This window comes from Pantoea sp. XAF26B01_ASV70, from assembly GCF_054512635.1.
In genome coordinates this window covers 1,572,874-1,595,001 of record NZ_CM137251.1, presented here as the reverse complement: position 1 = coordinate 1,595,001, position 22,128 = coordinate 1,572,874, and the positions used below count along the sequence as shown (strand labels likewise).

At 51.6% G+C, this 22,128-nt stretch carries 17 protein-coding genes; all 17 read right to left on the bottom strand.

All coding sequences use genetic code 11. The features are described from left to right. Positions 1–2: 2 nt before the first annotated feature. Positions 3–1,202 (bottom strand): ABC transporter ATP-binding protein, encoded by a 1,200-nt coding sequence (locus ACX8ZY_RS07445; RefSeq protein WP_031591345.1) that lies wholly within the window; start codon positions 1,200–1,202, stop codon positions 3–5. After that, on the bottom strand, positions 1,202–1,996 hold the full coding sequence (locus ACX8ZY_RS07440) for an ABC transporter permease (RefSeq protein ID WP_031591346.1): 795 nt from the start codon (positions 1,994–1,996) through the stop codon (positions 1,202–1,204). Before ACX8ZY_RS07440 ends, ACX8ZY_RS07445 begins: the two co-directional genes overlap by 1 nt. After that, the gene (cpsG, locus tag ACX8ZY_RS07435; RefSeq protein WP_060680583.1) at positions 1,993–3,375 is read right to left on the bottom strand and encodes a phosphomannomutase CpsG; all 1,383 of its coding nucleotides are present in this window, start codon (positions 3,373–3,375) and stop codon (positions 1,993–1,995) included. Before cpsG ends, ACX8ZY_RS07440 begins: the two co-directional genes overlap by 4 nt. Before the next feature lie 14 nt (positions 3,376–3,389). Continuing rightward, the gene (locus tag ACX8ZY_RS07430; RefSeq protein ID WP_060680585.1) at positions 3,390–4,805 is read right to left on the bottom strand and encodes a mannose-1-phosphate guanylyltransferase/mannose-6-phosphate isomerase; all 1,416 of its coding nucleotides are present in this window, start codon (positions 4,803–4,805) and stop codon (positions 3,390–3,392) included. Between the two features lie 547 nt (positions 4,806–5,352). Then, entirely contained in the window at positions 5,353–6,366 is a 1,014-nt protein-coding gene (gene galE / locus ACX8ZY_RS07425; RefSeq protein ID WP_010248116.1) for a UDP-glucose 4-epimerase GalE, read from the bottom strand. Between the two features lie 42 nt (positions 6,367–6,408). Next, a complete protein-coding gene (galF, locus tag ACX8ZY_RS07420; RefSeq protein ID WP_010248118.1) occupies positions 6,409–7,311 on the bottom strand; it encodes a UTP--glucose-1-phosphate uridylyltransferase GalF in 903 nt (300 codons plus the stop codon). Between the two features lie 278 nt (positions 7,312–7,589). Continuing rightward, positions 7,590–8,930: a lipopolysaccharide biosynthesis protein gene (locus ACX8ZY_RS07415; protein WP_010248120.1), complete on the bottom strand. Its 1,341-nt coding sequence runs from the start codon at positions 8,928–8,930 to the stop codon at positions 7,590–7,592. Then, the gene (locus ACX8ZY_RS07410) at positions 8,927–10,150 is read right to left on the bottom strand and encodes a glycosyltransferase (protein ID WP_010248122.1); all 1,224 of its coding nucleotides are present in this window, start codon (positions 10,148–10,150) and stop codon (positions 8,927–8,929) included. The genes ACX8ZY_RS07415 and ACX8ZY_RS07410 overlap by 4 nt, the downstream gene beginning before the upstream one ends. Positions 10,151–10,154: 4 nt before the next feature. Further along, on the bottom strand, positions 10,155–11,417 hold the full coding sequence (wcaK, locus tag ACX8ZY_RS07405) for a colanic acid biosynthesis pyruvyl transferase WcaK (protein WP_010248124.1): 1,263 nt from the start codon (positions 11,415–11,417) through the stop codon (positions 10,155–10,157). A 159-nt stretch (positions 11,418–11,576) separates the two neighbouring features. Next, on the bottom strand, positions 11,577–13,793 hold the full coding sequence (locus ACX8ZY_RS07400) for a phage tailspike protein (RefSeq protein WP_158131558.1): 2,217 nt from the start codon (positions 13,791–13,793) through the stop codon (positions 11,577–11,579). A gap of 82 nt (positions 13,794–13,875) precedes the next feature. Continuing rightward, positions 13,876–14,910: a glycosyltransferase gene (locus ACX8ZY_RS07395; protein WP_010670977.1), complete on the bottom strand. Its 1,035-nt coding sequence runs from the start codon at positions 14,908–14,910 to the stop codon at positions 13,876–13,878. A gap of 46 nt (positions 14,911–14,956) precedes the next feature. Continuing rightward, a complete protein-coding gene (locus tag ACX8ZY_RS07390; protein ID WP_010670978.1) occupies positions 14,957–15,709 on the bottom strand; it encodes a glycosyltransferase family 2 protein in 753 nt (250 codons plus the stop codon). Positions 15,710–15,778: 69 nt separating this feature from the next. Then, the gene (locus ACX8ZY_RS07385; protein ID WP_158131557.1) at positions 15,779–16,696 is read right to left on the bottom strand and encodes a glycosyltransferase family 2 protein; all 918 of its coding nucleotides are present in this window, start codon (positions 16,694–16,696) and stop codon (positions 15,779–15,781) included. Between the two features lie 128 nt (positions 16,697–16,824). Beyond that, positions 16,825–17,961 carry an EpsG family protein gene (locus ACX8ZY_RS07380; RefSeq protein ID WP_010248137.1) on the bottom strand — a complete coding sequence of 379 codons (1,137 nt, stop codon included), beginning with the start codon at positions 17,959–17,961 and terminating at the stop codon, positions 16,825–16,827. A gap of 277 nt (positions 17,962–18,238) precedes the next feature. Beyond that, complete coding sequence (gene wzc / locus ACX8ZY_RS07375) at positions 18,239–20,416, bottom strand: tyrosine-protein kinase Wzc (protein WP_010248139.1); 2,178 nt, start codon at positions 20,414–20,416, stop codon at positions 18,239–18,241. A 12-nt stretch (positions 20,417–20,428) separates the two neighbouring features. Beyond that, the gene (locus ACX8ZY_RS07370; protein WP_010248142.1) at positions 20,429–20,863 is read right to left on the bottom strand and encodes an arsenate reductase/protein-tyrosine-phosphatase family protein; all 435 of its coding nucleotides are present in this window, start codon (positions 20,861–20,863) and stop codon (positions 20,429–20,431) included. 9 nt (positions 20,864–20,872) lie between these two features. Next, positions 20,873–22,012, bottom strand: coding sequence for a polysaccharide export protein (locus tag ACX8ZY_RS07365; RefSeq protein ID WP_010248145.1), 1,140 nt, complete (start codon positions 22,010–22,012; stop codon positions 20,873–20,875). Between the last annotated feature and the right edge of the window lie 116 nt (positions 22,013–22,128).

The window sequence follows — 22,128 nt, the reverse complement described above, 5'->3', positions numbered from 1 at the left end:
TCCTAGATTGTTGTTACGGTGCAGGTGTTTTCAAGCCAAGCGCTGCCGACAAATATTTTTCCAGGCGCTATTACATTAAATTGTCCTAAACCATCCTTCCAATGGAAACATTCTTCGTAGTGATCCCTTTCTTTGTGTAATGCAGCTGAAATACTGTATTCACCAACCCCTATATTCATATTAAATTTAAATCTAACGATCTTTTTACCTGGCTCATTCATGTCAATGTTATGAGCGAGAGTATTAGTTCCAAAAACAATGTTGCCAAGGCGGTCTCTGATATGAAAGCCAAGTGTTAAACCTGAACGAACTTCTTTGTTATCAATGGCAAAACATAAAGAACTGTCTTCAGCCACGTTAACAACTTCAGTTTTTTGACCTGCTGAATTTTCAAGAAAGAACTCAGTAATAACCGCTTTTTTATTGCCAGATTCAGATTTACCATTTTCTGCATTTATAGCATTCTGTTCTGAACTTTTAGAAAGCTTAGCATTATACAAGTTCATCACATCTGTAGGAGCGCCATCGGCAAGAACTTTACCTTTATCCAATAAAATCGCTCGGGTACAGATATTAGCTATGGCAGCCTGATCATGGGAAACGATGAGCAGAGTTGTACCCTGTGCTTTAAACTCTCTGATTCTGTTAAAGCATTTGGCCTGAAAATAAGCATCCCCTACCGAAAGTGCTTCATCCACGATGAGCAACTCTGGTCTGACGGCAGTCGCGACAGCAAATGCCAGTCTGACTTGCATCCCGCTTGAATAGGTTCTGACGGGTTGATCTATATATTCGTTTATTTCTGCAAATGCTTCTATCGCTGGCATCAAATCTTTTATTTGAGCGCTATTCAATCCCATTAACTGGCCAGACATATACACATTGTCTCTACCAGTAAAATCAGGATGAAAACCCATACCTAACTCAAGCAAAGCTGCCACTCTTCCTGTTACAGACACGCTTCCTGAAGTTGCAACCGTTGTGCCAGTAATAATTTTTAACAGAGTACTTTTGCCAGCACCATTCATTCCAATGATTCCGACAGACTCTCCGGCACCAACATTAAAATTAATACCTTTCAAAATATCGATGGTAGTGTGGCATTTCTTATAACCTAAAGATGCCCATTCGATAAGACGATGGTTTTTTTTAGGGTAGTTTTTATAGCTCTTTGTGACATTATTTACTGAAATTATATTCATCAGAGTTCATCTACCATTTCGCCAGCATGTTTGCGGTAAAGATAAAATGCAGTAATATTAAAAAATATTGCAAGTATCAGTGCTAAAGTTACATGGTCCCATTCAGGGGCTTGATGATTAACAAATATGTTTTGATATCCCATTATGATGCCAGTCATTGGATTCATCAAAAGCCAGTGTCTGGCCCACTCAGGTAGGATATTTATTAGATAAATTACTGGAGTAAACCAAAACCAGAACTGAAGGACAATGCTCATAAATTGGCCTACATCTCTGAAGAAAACATTTAAAACACCAAGTGTAATCCCCAGACCGGTAGCAAAGAGTATTTGAATAGCCAGGAGCGGAATAATATATAGGATTTCAAAGCCAGGGAAATTCCCTGATAAAAGAAGGAAGATTAAATAGAGAGAAAAAATTATCAAAAAGTTCGTAAAAGAAACGCCTATTGAAATAATTGGCAAACAGATTCGCGGGAAGTTAAGTTTCTTTAAATAATTTCCACTATCAACAAATACATTTATTAATCTTGCTACTAATTCTGAGAAAAGGCCCCAGGTCAATAATCCGGCACAAAGATAGATGCTATATGCAAAAGGACCATTGTTATCTGGCATCCTCGCTTTCATCACTTCAGAAAAAATTACAGTATAGACTGTAATCATAGCTAAAGGTTGAAGCACTAACCATGCAGCGCCAAATATACTTGTCTGATATCTGCTCTTAAAATCACGTATTATACTGTTTAATATAAAATCACGATATCCGGCCGCAGCCATTAATGACTTTATCATTTATTATTTCCTTGAATAACATCAATCAATTTTTTGGTATTTAATTCCATTTCACGTAAGCATCCCCGACTCTCAACATTGATTCTTAACAGAGGCTCGGTATTAGAGTTTCTTACGTTTACTCTCCATTTTTCAAATTCAATGCTTACTCCGTCAATATAGTTTTCATTGACACAGTCTTTTAAATATTCGGCCTTAATAGTTTCAATAACTTTGAAAGTATCTTTCACTTTAAAGTTAATCTCACCACTGCAGGGAAACGCCTTCATTCGTTCCGAAACAAGCCCGGAAAGCGTCTCACCTTTCACTGCCAGCAGCTCTGCCACCAGCAGCCATGGAATCATACCGCTGTCGCAGTAAGCGAAGTCGCGGAAGTAGTGGTGCGCACTCATCTCACCACCGTAAACCGCGTCTTCTTCACGCATACGCTCTTTGATAAACGCATGACCGGTTTTAGACATCACCGGAATACCACCCGCTTTGGTCACCACATCAATGGTGTTCCAGGTCAGACGCGGATCGTGAATAATTTTCGCTCCAGGCTCTTTCTTGAGGAACGCTTCGGCTAACAGCCCAACGATGTAGTAACCCTCAATGAACTCTGCATTCTCATCAAACAGGAAGCAGCGATCAAAGTCACCGTCGAAGGCGATACCCATATCGGCCTGATGCTCACGCACCGCATCAGAAGTGTCCTTGCGACACTCCGGCAGCAGCGGATTTGGAATACCATTCGGGAAGTTACCGTCAGCTTCATGATGTACTTTGATGAACGTTACTGGCGCATTCGCCTGCTTAAAGCGTTTTTCAATTTCATCAATGATATGACCTGCTGCACCGTTACCGGAGTTGATCACCAGCTTCATGGGTTTAGTGAAGTTGCTCAGGTCGATGTAACCCATCAGGTGATCGACATAGGCATCCAGCACAGAAATCTGTTTATAGCTGCCGCGCTTACTCTCTTCTACCGGAGCAAAGTCATTCGCTTCAGCCAGGCGCTGCACGTCACGCAGACCGGTATCACCACTGACCGGGCGAGCACCTTCCCGTACCAGTTTCATCCCGTTGTAGTTCATCGGGTTGTGGCTGGCAGTCACTTCAATACCGCCATCAATGCCTAAATGAAACGTGGCGAAATAGATCTCTTCTGTTCCGCTCATACCAATATCGAGCACATCGGTGCCCGCATCCCGCAGTCCATTTGCCAGTGCCAGCTTTAACGACTCGCTGGTCAGTCGGACATCGCCGCCCACCACGATCGTTTTTGGCCGGATAAATTCACCATAGGCGCGGCCAATGCGGTAAGCGATGTCTTCATTCAGTTCAGTGCCTAACTCGCCGCGGATGTCATAAGCTTTAAAACAGGTCAGTGCTGCCATGATCGTGTCTGTCCTTACTTACTTGCAAACTGTTGTTTAATCAAAATGAGGTCGTCATCACCAAGGTAAGAACCCGACTGGATTTCCAGAAGTTCCAGAGGGATTTTGCCTGGATTTTCTAACGTATGCGGGTGACCGATTGGAATAAAGGTTGACTGGTTTTCAGTCAGCAGCAGGGTTTTATCCTGAATGGTGACTTTCGCTGTGCCTGAGAGAATCACCCAGTGTTCGGTGCGGTGATAGTGCATCTGCAGTTCAAAGGCTTCACCCGGCTTAACCGTAATGCGGTTAACGTTGAAGCGGCCAGTGTTGACCACCAGATCGCAACGTCCCCATGGCCAGTAAGTTTCACGATGGCGGCGATATTCGCTGCGGCACTCGCTTTTCAGGAACTCAACCACTCGCTTAACATCCTGTACCTGGTCTTTACGTGCAACCAGCACAGCATCTTTGGTGTTCACAATGACCAGGTTTTCAACGCCGATGGCGGCAACCAGCTGATCTTCACTGTTGATATAGCAGTTTTTGGTGTTGTGCAGGAAGGTATCGCCCTTCAGGGAGTTGCCGTGAGCGTCTTTGTCGTTTACTTCCCACAGTGCAGACCATGAACCGACATCACTCCATCCGGCTGCAAGCGGGACGACCACTGCGGCATCGGTCTGTTCCATTACTGCGTAATCCACTGACTCGTCAGGACAGGCGATAAAATCATCTTTATCAATACTGATGAAATCATTCCCTTCTTTCACGTTAGCCATGGCGCGACGGCAGGCTTCCAGAATATCCGGGCGAAATTTCTCCAGCTCCTGCAGATAGCGTTTAGCCCGGAACATGAACATGCCACTGTTCCAGTAGTATTCACCGGACTCAAGATACTGCTCAGCGGTGCTCTGATTCGGTTTTTCAACAAAGCGCTGAACCTGATAAGGGCCGCTTTCTGCGCCTGGCAGTGCTTCGCCACGCTGAATGTAGCCATAGCCGGTTTCCGGACCGGTTGGCACGATACCAAAAGTCACCAGCTTGCCCTGCTTGGCATAAGCGGTAGCGACCTGGATAGCCTGATGAAACGCAGCACGGTCTTCAATTACGTGATCGGCGGCCAGCACCAGCAGAACCGGATCATCACCCTGCTCTACGGCGTTCAGCGCAGCCAGCGCGATGGCCGGAGCAGTGTTACGCCCTACCGGTTCGAGAATGATGTTATGGGATAGCTTGTTAATTTGTCGCAACTGCTCGGCAACCAGGAAACGATGCTCCTCGTTACAGATGACCATCGGTGCGCGCGCTTCGACGCCGCTCAGACGATTAACCGTCTCCTGCAGCATGGAGTGCTCACCGTGCAGACAGATGAACTGTTTTGGGTAAAGTTCGCGGGAAAGGGGCCATAAGCGGCTGCCGGTTCCTCCGGCCATGATTACGGGAAGTAACATTCCACATCCTCTAACAAATTTAAACATGCTATGCATATAAGCGGGTCAATTTTTATTCATTATGAATAAACAGCCACGCTACCGCCCCTGGCTTGCAGCAACCAATGCGCTGTGTGATAGGAATCTTACCTTCACAGGTTAGCTTGTCGATGCGCTGATTATATTTTATTCAATCGCATACGGGTTCCGGGATAACACCAAATAGTACATTTTGTGCGGCAAAAATAATATGCCTAATCTTTCATTGCCACTGACAAAACTTAAGAGTGACTAAACATTTATCTCATCCTGCATGAGTAAATGTAATCACTGGCAAAACAGCATAGTAGCGTATGAGGAATCGCGCTTTGCGCCTCTTCACAGAGTCGGATTAGCCGCTATTGTGATTAAACGCTACAGAAGCCAGACCAGGATAATTCCGTATTAAGTCATCAGTCAGTCACAATCTGGCATTAAGGTGAGGAGAGTGAGCAGGAATATGCAATTTCTCTTAACGCAGGCACAAAAAAACCCGGCCTGAGCCGGGTTTTTTGAATTTCATCGCAGACTACCGAAACCCATCCGGGTTCTTGCTCTGCCAGTTCCACGTATCGCGCATCATCTCATCGATGCCGCGCGTCACGCGCCAGTCGAGCGTGGTGTTTGCCAGTGACGCATCGGCCCAGAACGCAGGCAGGTCGCCATCGCGACGTGGCTTGATCTCAAACGGGATTGCCTTGCCGGATGCCTTCTCAAACGCTTTGATCATCTCCAGCACCGAGACGCCTTTGCCGCCGCCCAGGTTAAAGGCGGTGTAGCCCTCGACTTTGCTCAGATAATCCAGCGCTTTCAGGTGCCCTTCCGCCAGGTCAACGACATGGATGTAGTCACGCAGACAGGTGCCGTCTGGCGTATCGTAATCACCGCCAAACACGCCCAGCTTCTCCAGACGGCCAATCGCAACCTGTGCAATGTACGGCAGCAGGTTGTTTGGGATGCCCGCCGGATCTTCACCGATTTCGCCTGACTCATGCGCGCCAACCGGATTGAAGTAACGCAGGGCAATCGCCTTGAACTTCGGCTCCGCTTTGGCGAAGTCGCGCATCACGAATTCGGTCATCAGCTTAGAGGTGCCGTATGGACTGGTGGTGCCGCCAATCGGGGTGGTCTCAACGTAAGGAACCGGGGCATCTGCGCCATAAACGGTTGCTGATGAGCTGAAGATAAAGTTCCAGACGCCGGCATCACGCATCTCTTCCAGCAGCACCACGGTGCCCGCGACGTTGTTCTCGTAGTACTCCAGCGGCATACGCGTAGATTCACCGACGGCTTTAAGCGCAGCAAAGTGGATCACGGCTGAAATGCTGTTGGATGCAAACAGGTCACGCAGACAGGCGCGATCACGGATATCGCCTTCAACGAAGGTCGCTTTTTTGCCTGCCAGTTTCTCAACGCGGTTAATCGCTTCGCGTGAGGCATTGCAGAGGTTATCCAGAACCACAACATCATCACCGCGCTGCAACAGCGCCAGTACCGTATGGGAGCCGATATACCCTGCTCCGCCCGTGACTAAAATTGCCATGTGAGCTCCTTTCAATCTGCCGCGCAGGACGCGGCAAATAAATTACTGTTGTTTTGCGAGGATGGTCTGGATAGCTTCGCGGAAATCGCGACCCTGCGCGTTGCTGCGCAGGCCGTAAGAGACAAACGCCTGCATGTAACCGAGCTTACGACCGCAGTCAAAACTGTGACCGGTCAGCAGCGAAACATCAACGGTTTTATGTTTGCTCAGGCTGGCGATGGCATCGGTCAGCTGGATACGGCCCCACGCGCCTGGCTCAGTGCGCTCCAGTTCCGCCCAGATATCAGCAGAGAGGACATAGCGGCCTACCGCAGCCAGGTCAGAGTTCAGTCCGGCGGTATCTTCAGGCTTCTCAACGAAATCGGTAATGGTGCTGATGTCGCCAGGGTGATCAATCGGCTCTGCAGTGGTGATTACCGAGTACTCAGTGAGATTGGACGCAGGCATATGCTGTGCCAGGACCTGGCTGTGGCCGGTCTCTTCAAAACGGGCAACCATTGCTGCGAGGTTGTAACGCATGTGGTCAGCGGTGGAGTCATCCAGCAGGACGTCTGGCAGCACGACCACAAACGGATTATCACCGATCATCGGACGGGCACAGAGAATCGAGTGGCCCAGACCCAGCGGCTGCGCCTGGCGCACGTTCATGATAGTCACGCCTGGCGGGCAGATAGACTGCACTTCGCTCAGCAGCTGACGCTTCACGCGCGCTTCAAGCAGCGCTTCGAGCTCATAGGTGGTGTCGAAATGGTTTTCTACGGCATTTTTCGATGCATGCGTGACCAGCACAATCTCTTTAATACCCGCGGCAACACACTCGTCAATGATGTACTGGATCATCGGTTTGTCGACGACAGGCAGCATCTCTTTCGGAATGGCTTTAGTCGCAGGGAGCATATGCATACCGAGGCCCGCAACCGGGATTACTGCTTTAAGCTTGGTCATATTTATTCCGTTTAATAAAATGAAGATGTGGGTCGATTATGCAGGATCGGCCGGAAGAGCAAGTATAATCTTTATCTGAAAATCGGACAGTAACTCTCTGTCATAACTTGGAAATTCGGCATTTTGCCCATTGCCAGCAACGGCATAAACTGAATAAAGACAATCAGTAATCGAATATCGCCTCTGTTATTTCCACCCCTGGTCGCCGCGCGGCTGAGACCAGCCATAAATGAAAACGGGCGACCCTGAGGCCGCCCGTTGATATAACGCAATTGTGATTACAACCAGCCTTCAAACCACTCTGGCATCACAAACAGATTAAAGTGATTGACCAGCAGCATTATGCCGACAAATACCACCGACACCGCCACCCACTGCCGGGCATAAGGGATAAACCGAATGCCAATCACCGGCTTAATAAAGAACGGATGAGCCAGTGCCGAGATCAGAATCTGCGAGATGGAAAGCGTCAGCGCCACATAGAGCACGTTCGGCCAGATAAAGGTGGTTGCCAGCACCGCCAGAACCACAATACTCGCCACGATGTTCCAGTAGAACTCAACGTTGGTCCGTCCGTTGGCCTGGGAAATTGCCCCGGTCAGTCCGCCCATCGGCCGCAGCATACCAAACAGCAGCATCAGCGGAATCAGATGATAGACCTGCTCGTGGGATGCGCCGTAGAGCACACGAACGATAACCGGCGAGAAGATGCCAATCACCAGGTACATCGCGCTGCTGAACAGCATGATCCCCAGCGTGCCTTTGAGGAACAGCTTCTTCAGCTGCTCGGCATCGTGCTGCTTCTCTGCAAAGCGCGGCAGTGCCAGACGGTTAATCACCGGCGTCACCAGCTTCAGCGGTTGCAGCACCAGCTCTTTCGCCAGCGAGTAAACACCCAGCATCTCGGCACCCATCACTTTACCCACTACCAGTGCATCGGCCTGGGTTCGCAGCTGGTTAATGGTCTGCGAGCCGAGCTGATAACTGCCGTAGCGAATCGCTCCGATAAAGGTCGCTTTATCGAACTCCCAGGTCGGACGCCACGACTTCTCACCCAGCGCAATCATGCAGAGGATGCGGGTAAAGGCGTTGATAAACAGACCGAGAATCGCCGCCGCTACGGTGAGCGAGGTGAACTCCAGCATCGCCACCACACAGAGGAAGGCAAACAGCTTGGTGCCCATCTCAATCTTTGCCAGCGAAACCATCCGCTTGGTTTTGATGTAGTGCGCCTGATACTGCGACAGATGCCCCAGCACCAGGAAGTTGAGGCTGGTCAGCATGATCAGACCCACCAGCTCCGGCAGATGATAGAACCAGGAGACCGGGAAGGCGATCAGCAGCATGATCAGGCCAGTACACAAGCTGAGTGAGACGTTCACCCAGTAGATAGTGCTCTGCTCACGACGGGTAATGTTCTGGCGATGCACCAGATAACTGCTCATCCCCATATCCTGCAGCACACCCGCCACCGCCAGGATGGCGTTGATGATGGCTAACAGACCCAGCTCGTGGGTTTCCAGTTTGCGGGCGAGAAAGCTTAGCTGTGCAACCTGCAGCACCGCAGAAAAGCAGGTGCTGCCGAACAGCCAAATCGCCTGTGACTTAAATCCACTCACACCAGTCGCTCCAGAATCTGTGCCAGTTCGCCGTAGGCGATATGCTGATTAAATTCAGTCTCAACTTTGTGACGGGCGGCCGCGACCACGGGTGCCACATCCACTTCACCCTGAGAGAGCTTCAGCAGCGTCTCCGCCAGCGCCTCAGGATCGTCCTCTTCCACCAGCCAGCCAGATACGTTGTTTTCGATCAGCTCCGGAATGCCGCTGTGGAAGGTTGAGACCACCGGCAGGCCGACCGCCATCGCCTCCATCAGTGCAACCGGAATACCTTCCATATCGCCATCTGCGGCGGTTTTGGAGGGCAGCAGGAAGATGTCAGCCTCACTCAGCGCGCGACGGATCTCCTCCTGCGGTTTAAAGCCCGGCATGCTGACGCAATCTTCCATCCCCTCGCGGGCGATGAAATCACGCATCATCTCATCCTGATCGCCGTTACCGATAATGGTGTACTGAAACTGACCGCCACGTTGCTTCAGGATGGCGCTGGCTTTGACCGCCACATCCAGCCCTTTCTTCTCGGTCAGACGTGCCACCGAAACGATACGCAGCGGCGTCTGAAACGCCTGGCGCGGCTGGAAGTTAAACTTCTCCGGCTCAATGCCCATACGCGTAACATGAATTTTTTCCGGCGGGCAGCCCATCTCAATCAGCTTGTTCTTCCACAGATTGCTGATAGGCAGCATCAGCTCACTCTGGCGGAACAGATTCACATAGTCGAGTTTGTGCTCTTCCAGAATGTGACGACGGGAAATATCGGCGCCGTGAAACACGGTCGCCTGTTTACCCTTGAGCACGCCCAGCTCACGCAGCTTGTTCGCCAGCGCACCGGCATAGCCGAAATGCACCAGGAACACATCTGCGGTGAAGGTCTGCTTTGCATTCGCCACAATCGACGGCAGCAGCAGTTTGCTGGACTGCGCGCCATACCGGCGCACATTCAGCGAACGCAGTAGCGACGGCTTCGTCACTTTTGGCAGCACCAGCTTGATGCGCTGGTTCAGCTTATCGACAATCGAGATCTTCTCTTCCGGCAGCAGATAATGCGTCTTCGCCGCCAGACCATACTCATCAAAAGCGGCATGCCGGTTCACTAAATCGCCGGGAAAGACTGAAATAATCTCCACCTCGTAACCGGCATCAATAAAGTGGGTTACCTGATTTAATACGAATGTCTCAGAGGCAACCGGGAAACGCATGGTGAAAAAAGTCAGTTTCATCACATTACCCTAATACTTTGAGAATCTCTTCAGTGATCCGGTTGCCAATTTCCCTTTCATTCGCAACGGCCGTGTCGACCTTAAGCTTGATGTTGTCATAATCGGCAAGCACAGTTTTCACCTTGTCGATTAGCGAGCCATCCATCAGGCTTTTCACATCGGTTGCCATCTGCGGCAGACCAAGCTGGTTCATCACACCCATCGACTTGTGCTCGTAGTTGATCGCCACAGCCGGGGTGCCAAAGTTCATAGAGATAATCGCCGAGTGCAGGCGGGTACCAATGGTCAGATGACAATGATTCAGCAGGATGCCCAGTTCCAGGTCATTAAACTCATCCATAATGACATGGTAATGTTCAGGCTGCGTCACGTGGTCACGCAGGGTCAGTGCAACCATGCGGTCATCTTTGGCATAGCTGTCGATGCCGGTACAGGTTGAGAACGCCACAACCTGATAGCCTTCAGCAATCATGGCGTTGATCACCCGGCCAAATGCCGCTTCATACTCTTTCTGCGTCACACCCAGACGTTTATCAAACGGTGCCAGTTCACGCACGGTGATCGCGATGGTTTTACGGCCATCGATAATGCCCTGCCAGTAGAGCAGGTTATGGCTCGGATTTTCGACTTCGCGTGCCCGCACCAGGAAAGCGGTATCAACGCCAGACGCGACTTTAGAACTGGTCACGCCATCGCGCTTCATCAGGTCAAGACTGACCGATTCACGCAGCACCAGGCTGTCGACCCGATCAAAGACAAAGTTTGCCAGCGCATTGACGCGCGGGTTCTGGAACGGACCCACCGAGTGACCGATCAGGTAGATCGGCTTTTTCGCCATCAGTGCACAGAGGGCATGGTCAAACTGGGTCACGCCATAGAGGTCAACGAAGAACGATCCGCCAACCTGAATAATCGCATCATATTTTGCCAGACTGTCAGTAAACGCCTTCAGGTGCGGGGGTACAGCGAACGACTTAAAGATCCCGCCCTTGCCCAGATGCGCCATCATGATATCAGGCATCAGGCGGTTCGCGACTTTACGCTTGAACGAACCGACCAGACCTTTACCTGATTTGCTGTTGTGCAGATACAACGCATCCTGCTTAATATCCTGCTGAAGCAGATAACCGGAGCTGGTTGGATAACGGCTTATAACATCAATTTCTAAATCACTGCGTGCAGACTTCATTGAATCAATCAGTCCACGAAGAATCGCGCCATCCCCGCGATTTCCACACGTATGGTTACCCACCAATAAAATTTTCATAACAACTCCGAATGAATTTTTTTAATTCTGTAAGCCGCCCAGATCCGCAATGGGCAAAATGAACTCTGTTTAAAGTAATGCTTTACGGGATAACGCACCCAAAGGTAGTGCTCCTGTTAAAACCGGCCGCCTCCGTTGTGGCGGCCGTGATGCAAGGTGTTACGACTTAATGGCGAAGTAAGGCAGTGCGACCTGTTTGCCGTTGATTACGACGGAAACAAAGCCTTCCGGCTTGCTGGTATCGACCTGATCGGCGGAGAGCGGACGCGAAGCCATCAGCAGATCGCCCTGCTCGTTGGCACCCACGCCCGCTTTGCCGTTGTGCAGGCTGAAGCGCTGCGGCGCGCGTTTAGTCGCGTCGCCCGCCGGAGGATTGCCCTTCTCCATCTTCGCGTTAACGCGCGCACAGCGACCGGTGACAAAGCGATCTTTACCGGTGGTTTTCACCAGCACGGCCACCGACGGCGTCCAGCCCGCCAGTTTGACGAAGATGCGGACATCGGTGTCATGCTCAGCCACATAGCGCACATCGACAATCGGGCTGCTGCCTTCGGCCGACCAGCTCGCTTCAGAGCGATCTTTTTTGCGCTGTACATGGATCATCGCGCGGCCACCGGTGGTCTTGTCACCGATCAGGTCCATCAGCGGCTTATCGCCACTGCCGTTGCTGAACTGCGACTGACCAAAAATTTCGATCTCCCACGAATCACCCACGGTCGGGGAGTAGAGGCTGCCGAGATCAAACCAGGTTTCCTGATTCGTGTTGTTCTCTAAACGCCAGCGCGAGGTGATGTAGTTGTACTTCAGGCTGCCATCCAGCGCGACGCCATAGGACTCCACGCGGGTCGATCCCATCTCCCAGATGCTGAGCAGACGGTCGCCCTGCATGGAGTTGTCGATCCAGCTGCCCGACTGCAGGCTGGTCTGGCGCATATTCAGGCGCGTGTTATGCGCGATCAGCGGATTCTTACAATCCTCCAGGCTCAGCGCATCGACAATCCACTGACCGTTGGAGAGATCGCCCGGGTTATCACAGTGCTCAATCCAGCCGTTATGGATAATCGACTGGCCGCAGCGCGGCAGGTTGAGGACTTTGCCACCACGACAGTACTGCGCATTAAAGTTCGACAGCTCAATCGCGGTGCTGTGGTCCCATTTGCCCTGCTTCTGACCTGACCAGCCCGATTTGATCACATCGCCGCTACAGCGTGAGGCGTACCACTGGTCGATTTTACAATCCAGAGTATCCTGCAGGCTGATGGCGGTGCCGCCGACTGCGTTAAAGCGCAGGCAGGCACCACGGAAATATTGTCCGCCAGGGCAGTTGTTATGGAAAAAGCCCTGCTTGTTGGGGCTTTTATCGCTGTTGCCGTTAAAGTTCAGGTTGGAAAGCTCAACCCGACGGGCATTCATCTCAAAGACGAACTCTGACTTACCATCCGAGACAATCGTGGTCGCCGGGAAGTAGCCGAAGTTTACCATCGCACCGGACATGCGGAAGAAGTTGAGATACTTATCGCCAAGGTTACAGGCTGAGACCATAAAGGTACCGGCCGGGAACTGGACGCAGATCTGCTGGTTAGCCTGCTGTGACCACTGGAACATCGCCATAATGGCGGGCGCCGTATCGGTTTTGCCATCGGCAATCGCACCGAAATCAAACAGGGTCAGGCGGTTAAAATCGTCTACCACGCGACGCCAGGAAAAGCCCTCACCGGCAAAGTTTACGCCGCCATCATTCTGCGCGGGCTGGAAGCTGCCGACAAACTCGCCGCCGCCGACTTCCCGTCCTTCATGCCAGCTTTTCAGCTTAACCTTGGCCCCTTCAAACAGCGGACGGGTTTTGCGTAACTCCGCTACGGACGGGATCTCACCAATCAGCTGATAACCCGCTGGCTGTGCCAGACGCTGGCTGAAATCTGCAGCGCCCGGAAGGCTGACATCCGCGATGTTGAACAGCGTCTGACCGTTGCTATCCTCGACTGCCATCGAATGCGACGGATTAGCAATCAGCGCAGCATTGTCCTGAATAAACTGGGCAAAGTTACCTTTGTTCAGCGCGATAGGCTGAGCAATCTCCGACACTTTGCCGCTGGCATCACGCAGGAAGACCGGGATCTGATTGCCCGGTTTGCTGGCATCTGCACCTGCTTTACCAATCCAGAGTTTGCCTTCAAAGCCCTGCCAGAACTGCGGCGGCATGGCGTAGACATTTTCCGGGGTCAGAATTGGCACGTCGCTTTTAGGTACGTCAGTGGCATCAACCGGCTTCAGGGCGATACCGTTACTTTTTGCAGCGTAGCTGGAAAAGGTGCTCACGGAGAGAGCCCCCACCAGAGCGGAGGCGGCGGTCTGTAAAACTTCTCTTCTTTTCATGCATCAATTCCCGTAGTCAATAAGGCCATTGGCCATGGCGGTGTCCCTGAGGCACGTCGCAAGTGAGCTTTTCCAGCTCCGGTTAAACCAGTGACAGCCAGCTTTGCTTAATCTGATTACCGTCGAATTTCAGCGCGGTCTGTTTCGTTTTTTCGCTCATGGCATAGAACAGCGCGTCATCGCTGGCGAGCTGCTCCATTCGGGCCAGAAACGTGGCTTTGTCGTTCATCGGAACCAGGAAACCATCTTCACCGTGATTGATGATCTCCTGTGGACCGGTCGGGCAGTCATATGCCACTACCGGCAGTGACCAGGATTTTGCTTCCAGCAGTACCAGTGGCAATCCTTCATAGCGCGAGGTCATCAGCGCCATATCGCTGTCGCGATAGTAGTCGTTGATATTGCTGACCTTACCGACAAACTTCACGCTGTCGGTGATGCCCAGCACCGCCGCCTGGTCATGCAGTTGCTGACGCAGTTCACCGTCACCGGCAATCACCAGCGTCCAGTCAGGATGGCTGCGGGCGAAGTCGCGCCAGATATCCAGCATCAGGTCAAAGCCCTTCTGGTTATCCAGACGGCCTACGGCCAGCGCCTGGCGATGACGGGTCTGGCGCTGATAGTCTTTGTAAACCACCGGGTTGGGGATTTGCTTGCTGGGAATGCGCCAGCGGCTGAACACCTGATGATCTTTGTCGGTCAGAACAATCACGCGGTCGTAGTAGCGCAGCAGCAGAAACTTGAGGAACTTAATCGGTTTGCTGAAGGAGTTAATGGCGATGTGTTCGCAGGCGTAGGCTTTGCCCCGCTTCTTCTTCATCGCCAGCAGATTCCAGAACGCGAACATCACGCTCAGGCGACCCATGCTGATCAGGAAGACGGTATCGAAACCCTCTTCGTGAATCCGGGCAACCGCGCTTTTGATCGGATTGCTCTGCCCTTCAAAGCTGACGATCTGTTTGACGTGCTCAAACGGGTAAAAGGTTTTTCCACTGCCTTCCAGCGAGTAGATGGTGACTTCATGGGTCTCGCCAAGACACTCTGACATGAAGTTACAGATGTTCTCGGTGCCCGCATACGAATAAGCATCTTTGATCACCAGGACAATTTTTTTCATGAAACGCTATCCACCTCAAATTTTAAAGACAATCCTGCCGACAGGCTTAACGATGCTTAAGGGTAAACAGCACACCATTCACCATATACCAGGCGTAATAGTAATAGATTTTTAAAGGATTGTTTTTATAGATAATTCTTAATAATTCAAGGTGCCACTGGGCCGCTTTGTTCTTATTACGGGAAAGGGAATCGCCTAATTCGTAATAGTTGACCAGAATCGTCTGAATTACGCGTGCCTGCTTATAGCGGGTGAATAATTCATACAAAAACAGGAAATCTTCGTGGCCTTTGCGCTGGAAGAAAAGCCCCTGCGGCGGGCGGCGGAAACAGACGGAGGAGAAGCAGACGCGATACTGCTTCTTCACAAAGTTTTCCTGCTGCAGGTAAGGTTTGCCGTAGGTAATGTCGTGCTCAGCCTTGCGGGTTTTATAGTGATATTCGGTAATCACAAAATCATCACCGGCCGCGATGGCAGCGACCTGCTGGGTCAGCTTATCCGCATGCCACTCATCGTCGCTGTCGAGAAAGGCGATAATCTCTTCAGTGGCCGCGCGCAGCCCGACGTTACGGGTTTCTGCTGCGCCCATGTTGACCGCGTTATCCAGAATGGTAATGCGCGGATCCTGACAATGCTCACGCACAAATTCCAGCGAGTCATCGGTCGATTTATCGTTGACCAGATAGAGATGCCAGTCGGTATAGTGCTGATTGATAACCGATTGCACCGCGCGTAACACCGTCTGACGTGCATTATACATAGGCATGACAATGCCAACGGTTCCAACAGAAGTATTCATCTTCAACCCTGAATTAATCGTAAAAAGAGTCGCTCCTGGCATCAGGAGCAGAGCGAGGCGCGGCGCGCGTCAGGAGATCGCTTTCTCACCGCCGAAACGTGCTCTGACCTTGTCTTTAACCCGGTTCATGAAATAAGCACGGTTGTCTTTGTTGGTGAGGAAGAAGTAGCGCGCGAAGCTCAGGCTCGCCATCAGCGACTTACCATCCATCTTGTAGCGCAGCGGCAGCTTAAAAGCTTTGTAGGTGTGGATATCACGCGGGGTCAGATGCGGCTTCATGCTATCGAGCCAGAACATCGAGTAGTTCACCGATTCGCCTTTGTGTTTCGAGCCAAACTTAGTGACCAGGTGGTAGTTCGCCAGCGGTGCAGCGATCATCACAAAGTCATAGCCCATGCGGTCGGCACGAATGCAGAAATCATAGTCCTGATGACGGATGTAGCGGGTATCGAACTGAATTTTCGCCGCGTCTTCCCGCTTCAGCACAATGGTGCTGGTCTGGATAAAGCCGTAGCAGCCGAACAGATACTCCGCGACCGTTTCATTGTTGCCTGGCGGCTGCATCGGCATCACTTTCAGGAACGTGCCATCCTGATAGATATTCACCTGGCTGAAAATGACGAAATTCTTTTTGCCCTGCGCGTCCAGCTGAGCAATTTTTTCGCTCACCTGCTGCAGTTTGTCCGCCGCCCACTCATCATCGGCGTCAAGGAAGCTGACGTAGTCACCGGTCGCCAGCTCAATGCCTTTGTTACGTGCACCGGCTCCGTTGAGTTTGACCTCGGAGAGCACCAGATTGATATCGAGATCCCGGTAGCGTTCGCTGCGCACCACATCCGCCAGCGCGGCGGCATCCGCAGATTTATCATCAACGATGATGACTTCGAAATTGCGATACGTTTGTGCTTTAACGCAATCCAGCGTCGTGACAATCGATTCTGACGCGTTATAAGCCGGAATTACGATGGAGAAACGAATGTCCTTCATTGCCAGCACCTCATTAAAGTAGTTCAAAAATAAACAGTTCATTCGACAACGGTCGATGAAAAACCTGTGTTCTGACCGACGACCGCCCCTGGGTGAAACTCGTCATCCAGAGGCGGTCGTCAGATTGATTAGTGGATCAGCCAAAACTCCCGCGCCACTTCATAACCGGTAACGGCCTGTTTGGTTGAAATGGTGTTGTAGTAGAGGTAATAGAGCAGGAAGAACACCAGCATGGCATACAGCGCTGGCTTCCAGGATCGCCTTGCCTGATAAATCAGCGAGGTCAGGATGATCGGCTCAACCTGCTGCAGATAGTTGGACAGGCGCGAACCTGACGGGAAGTTGTACAGGAAGATCCTGATCGCCCCGCCGATGGCAAAACTTAAAATCAGCAGATAGTTAAGGCGATACTGGGCGTAATTCTCGCGCTTCAGCTTATCGGTCAGCATGAAATAGAAGAAGACGAACACCAGCATGATGTTTTTCAGGTTCGATACGGCCAGGATGCTGCCACCCATTGCATAGGAGGGGTCATTGTTATAGCCCGATGCCCTCTCTCCCAGCGATCCCAGATGACCGGCAATCAGGGCAATAAAGCCCGAGCCGCCCACAACCGATAGCGGCAGACTGGCAACGATGATAATGACCGGCCACCAGCGCCAGTCCCGGATAAACAGGAACGGCACAAGCGTCACCACCATGACACCGGTGTTATGGCTCGTGAACGACAGAATAAAGAAGGCAAATGCCCACCAGTAGCGCTTGAGATAGATCGACCAGAGAACGCCAAGGAACAGCGCAGAACTCAGGCCAAAGCGAATCTGGTTAATGTCTTTGTTGATAAAGATGTGCGCCGAATAGAGCACCAGCGCCAGCACCGGATACGGAGACATCTTCCTGAAAAACCAGGTATTGATGGAAACGGCAATGGCGCAGAAGACAAACAGGAAGATGCTGGCATTGTGCGAAAACAGGCTGGTGAGCCAGGCCATCGCAAAAATCAGCGGTTCGTAACGGAAAAACGCAACGGTATTAAAGAAGCCATTAATCTCAATACGTCTTACAAAGTCTTCGAAGAAGCTCCGGTACTGAAAGTCATCCATGCCGGTACCAAGACCGCGTATTCCCCCGAAAATAATCAAAGTCACGGCGGCAAAACAGAGTAGCCAGGTCAGAATATAATTTGTGCGTTCGTCTTTTTTTAGCGCTATTTCAAACAGCGAAAGCAGCAGTAAAAAGCCTGATACATACCAATATGGAGCCATGGTGTGATTCCTTAATTCCACAAGTTCTCATGCCAGCAATAATCACGCTTCGCCTTCCCGACTGGCTTTACAGCGAGTCTGATGGCACGGTCACAAATTGCGTGCGGGCGATGCCTGCTGGTGATGAATTCTGTTGAGTGACGCTCGCCATGCGATTTATAGATGTATCGCTTTTGTGGGTTTGGACAGAATAACCTGTGTAAATTGATGCGTGTCGTCATTCAAAGGGACGATAAAAAGGGGCGGTCAGACCGCCCCCTGTTTTATTGCTCAATGATCAGCTTTTGTTCGTCTTGCCGTAGTCATAGGCGTAGTAGTCATACCCATAGCCATACGCATTAGCGGCTTTACGCACCACGGCGTTGAGGATCACACCTTTAATCTCAATACCGTTCTGGGCAAAGCGTTTGAAGCTGACGTCCACTTCTTTGGTGGTGTTGGCTTCGAAACGCGCCACCATCAGTGAGGTGCCGGCCAGCTTACCGATGATAGAGGCATCGGTGACGGCCAGGATTGGCGGCGTATCGATTAACACCAGGTCGTAGTTCTTGCTCGCCCACTCCAGCAGCTCACCCATGCGACGATGCATCAGCAGCTCAGACGGGTTCGGCGGAACCTGACCACGTGGCAGGAAGTCGAAACCGTACACGCCCTGCTGAATCAGCGCCGGGCTGAACTCAGTTTTACCGGACAGCACGTTGGACAGACCTGATTTGTTATCTGCGCCCAGCAGTTCGTGGGTGTAACCACGACGCATGTCGCCATCGATAAACAGAACACGCTGACCCGCTTTCGCGACCAGGGTCGCCAGGTTGGCACAGATAAAGGTTTTACCAATACCCGGGCTGGCACCGGTGATCATCAGGATGTTGTTTTTCGCTTCCATCATCGCGAAGTGCAGGCTGGTACGCAGGCTACGAATCGCTTCGATGGAGAGGTCAGTCGGGTTACCCAGCGCCAGCAGCGTTTCGTGCGGATCGGTTTTCACCTTGCTGCCACGACGCGCCAGGGCTTCGGTATCCTTCTTACGCTGCCAGTCTGACAGTGGAACGCTGGCATAGACATTCATGCCCAGCTCTTCCAGCTGATCCGGGTTCTCGATGCCGTGATGCAACAGCGCTTTCAGCAGAACCAGACCCACTGACACGAACAGACCGAAAATCAGGCTCGCGGCGATGATCAGCAGCTTCTTCGGTGCAACAGGCGAGTTAGCGGTCTGCGCGCCATCGATGATGCGGACATCACCTACGGTACTCGCTTTACTGATACCCAGCTCCTGCTGACGGTTCAGCAGCTGCATGTAGATCTCCTGACCAGACTGAACGTCACGGGTCAGACGCAGGATTTCCTGCTGAGTCTGTGGCATGCCAGCAATTTTCTTGTTCAGCTGAGCCTGCTCACCTTCCAGCGTTTTGCGTTTTTCAAGCAGCGCGCGATACGTCGGGTGATCTTTGGTAAACAGCTGAGAGACTTCGGCTTCACGGAAGGTCAGTTCGTTCAGCTGACTCTGCACGCTGACAGAGGAGTCCAGAGCGGATTTCGCTTCCAGTGACAGGTCAACAGATTCGTTCTGACGACGGAAGGTGTTCAGCTTGTCTTCCGCTTCATCCAGCTTGCTGCGCACGGCAGGCAGCTGAGTGCGTAAGAACTCCAGGCTTTTCTCTGCCTGCGCTGACTTGCGTTCAACGTTCTGTAACAGATAGTTATTCACAATCTGGTTCAGCACTTTACTGATCTGCTCTGGATCTTCACCCAGATACTCCAGACCCAGCACGCCGGTATCTTTACCTTTGTCAGCCACGGTCAGGTTAGAGAGCACTGAACGGATCGCCTGCAGGTTATTCAGCTTGGTCACGGTGAAGCTGGTGCCTTCATCAGCGTGAATCTCGCTGACCAGCATGCTGATGTCGCCGTGCGACTCCAGCTGGCCGACTTTACCTTTGAACAGCTCATCGCCATCTTTTGAGACGGTGTAGCTATCCGGACCGGTCACTTCCAGTTCAACGTTACGTTTGTCGATAGTGCGTGGGATTTCCAGGCGCGAAATCGCGATACTGGCGGGTTTGTTGCCCATCAGGCGCGACAGACCTTTACCGATAACCGGGAAATAGTTCTGCTCAACGACGGTATCCAGACCCAGATCGTCAACGGTTTTGCCGATGACCATACGGGATTCCAGAATCTCGATTTCCGTATCAGAGGCTGGTGTCGGTGGCAGAATGCTGTCAATTTCGTTCAGAACGGTGCTGGCATTCTTCTGCTCAACCTGAACTAACGCATCTGCGCTATAAATGGGTGTTGCAAACAGTGTGTAGAGTGTTCCCGCCAGCATGAAAAAAGCGGTAACGGCAACAATGATCCAGCGATGATCAATTAGCTGTCCCACAAGATGCGCCAGATCCCATCCATTCGAATCCTCTCCCGGCGCGGTTCTGACCTTATTTTTTATATTCATGGATAATCCCAACTATCGGCTTAATACGTTCACCCACTTCTGGGTAGCGTTTTCCAGTAATCCGTAAATCTCTTCAAAGGCCTCACGGCTTTTTCTGTACGGATCCGCAATTTCTTTCTGATTGAGCCAGTGCCCAAGCAGCATGGTTTTGCCACGCGCGGCCGGGTCGATGCGATTCACCTGTTCAATATGTCGCTTTTCCATCACCAGAATCAGGTCAACGTTGCGGCACATCTCTGCCGTCAACTGTTGCGCCTCATGTCCTTCCAGCGACAGACCCTGCGCAGCAGCGACTTCAGACGCCGTCTTGTCGGCCGGGTGGCCGACCAGCGCCCCCAGGCCGGCAGAGCGAACGTCTAAATCAGGCAGCGCACGTTTAAACAGGCGCTCTCCGGTAGGAGAGCGGCAGATGTTGCCAACGCAAACGACTAACACGGACTTAATCATGATGGGACCTTAATTACCCCAGGTACGGATACGCGATGCGGCCTGTGTTGCATCGTTGATACCTGCGATGGTCGGTATCAACTGCCCAATCACACGGTTCCAGCGCGTCAGCGGCGTAGAGGTGACATAAACGATGTCGTAAGGCTGGAGCTGGAAATCGGTTCCCATCACCATGGATGCCGCATCTTTGGTGTTCAACTGATAGATGTTGGCAATCTTGTTGCGATCGGTACCGTGCAGTGGACGGATAACGAATACACCGGTGGCGTCAGAGGTGGTTTGATCCATCCCGGCCGCATTGCCCAGTGCTTCCGCCAGCGTCATGCCGCTACGGTCCATTTTCAGGGTGGTCTGCTGCTTCACTTCACCCATCACGAAGATTTTCAGATCATCGTTACGCGGAACGTAAAGAATATCGCCTGGATAGAGGAGGTGGTTCTGGCTCAGGTCACCATTCTGCATCAGTGCCTGCAGAGAGATGCGCTGTTCACGACCGTTGTGCGTCAGCACCACGTTGCGCCAGTCAGCATCAGCGGCCAGGCCGCCAGCGGCGTTGATCGCATCCAGCACCGTCAACGGAACGTTGGTGATGGGCTGCTGACCAGAAGTGGTCACTGAACCCGTCACATAGGTTTTCTGTGATTTGAACGAGGCGATGCTGACATCAACCTGTGGGCTTTCAATGTACTGAGCCAGACGACGTGACACTTCGTCACGCACTTCGCCGACGGTACGGCCCGCTACACGCACACGACCGATGTAGGGATAGAAAATGGTGCCGTCAGAATGCACCCAGTTACCGGTGTCGCTGGCGCTACGGTACTGACCCGCTGGGGTGGTCAGTTCCGGGTGGTCCCAGACCGTTACGGTCAGGACATCGCCCACACCGATACGGTATTCGTAGTTCTGAATTTCGTTCTGCAGGGCAGGATTCGTCTGAGCCACCAGTGGCTTCGGACGCATCCTTTCAACCAGTGAAGGCGTTAACGGGAAGACGTTGACATATTTATCGATGTCAAAGTTGCTATCCTGCTGTTCAACAACATCTTTTCCTGATGTAGAAAGGTGAGAACCTGGTTCGATCGTACACCCGCTAAGGAATGTGGCGGATACCAGCAAGGGTATCAATTTCATTTTGATTGTAATCATTTAGATCTTCGCTATCAGTTATTTATTGATAGAGGCGAAACCGCCGCTGTGTAAGCGTCCAACAAAAAGTAAATCCTACCTGACTTAAGCACTGAACCTGTCGTTCATTATCCTTG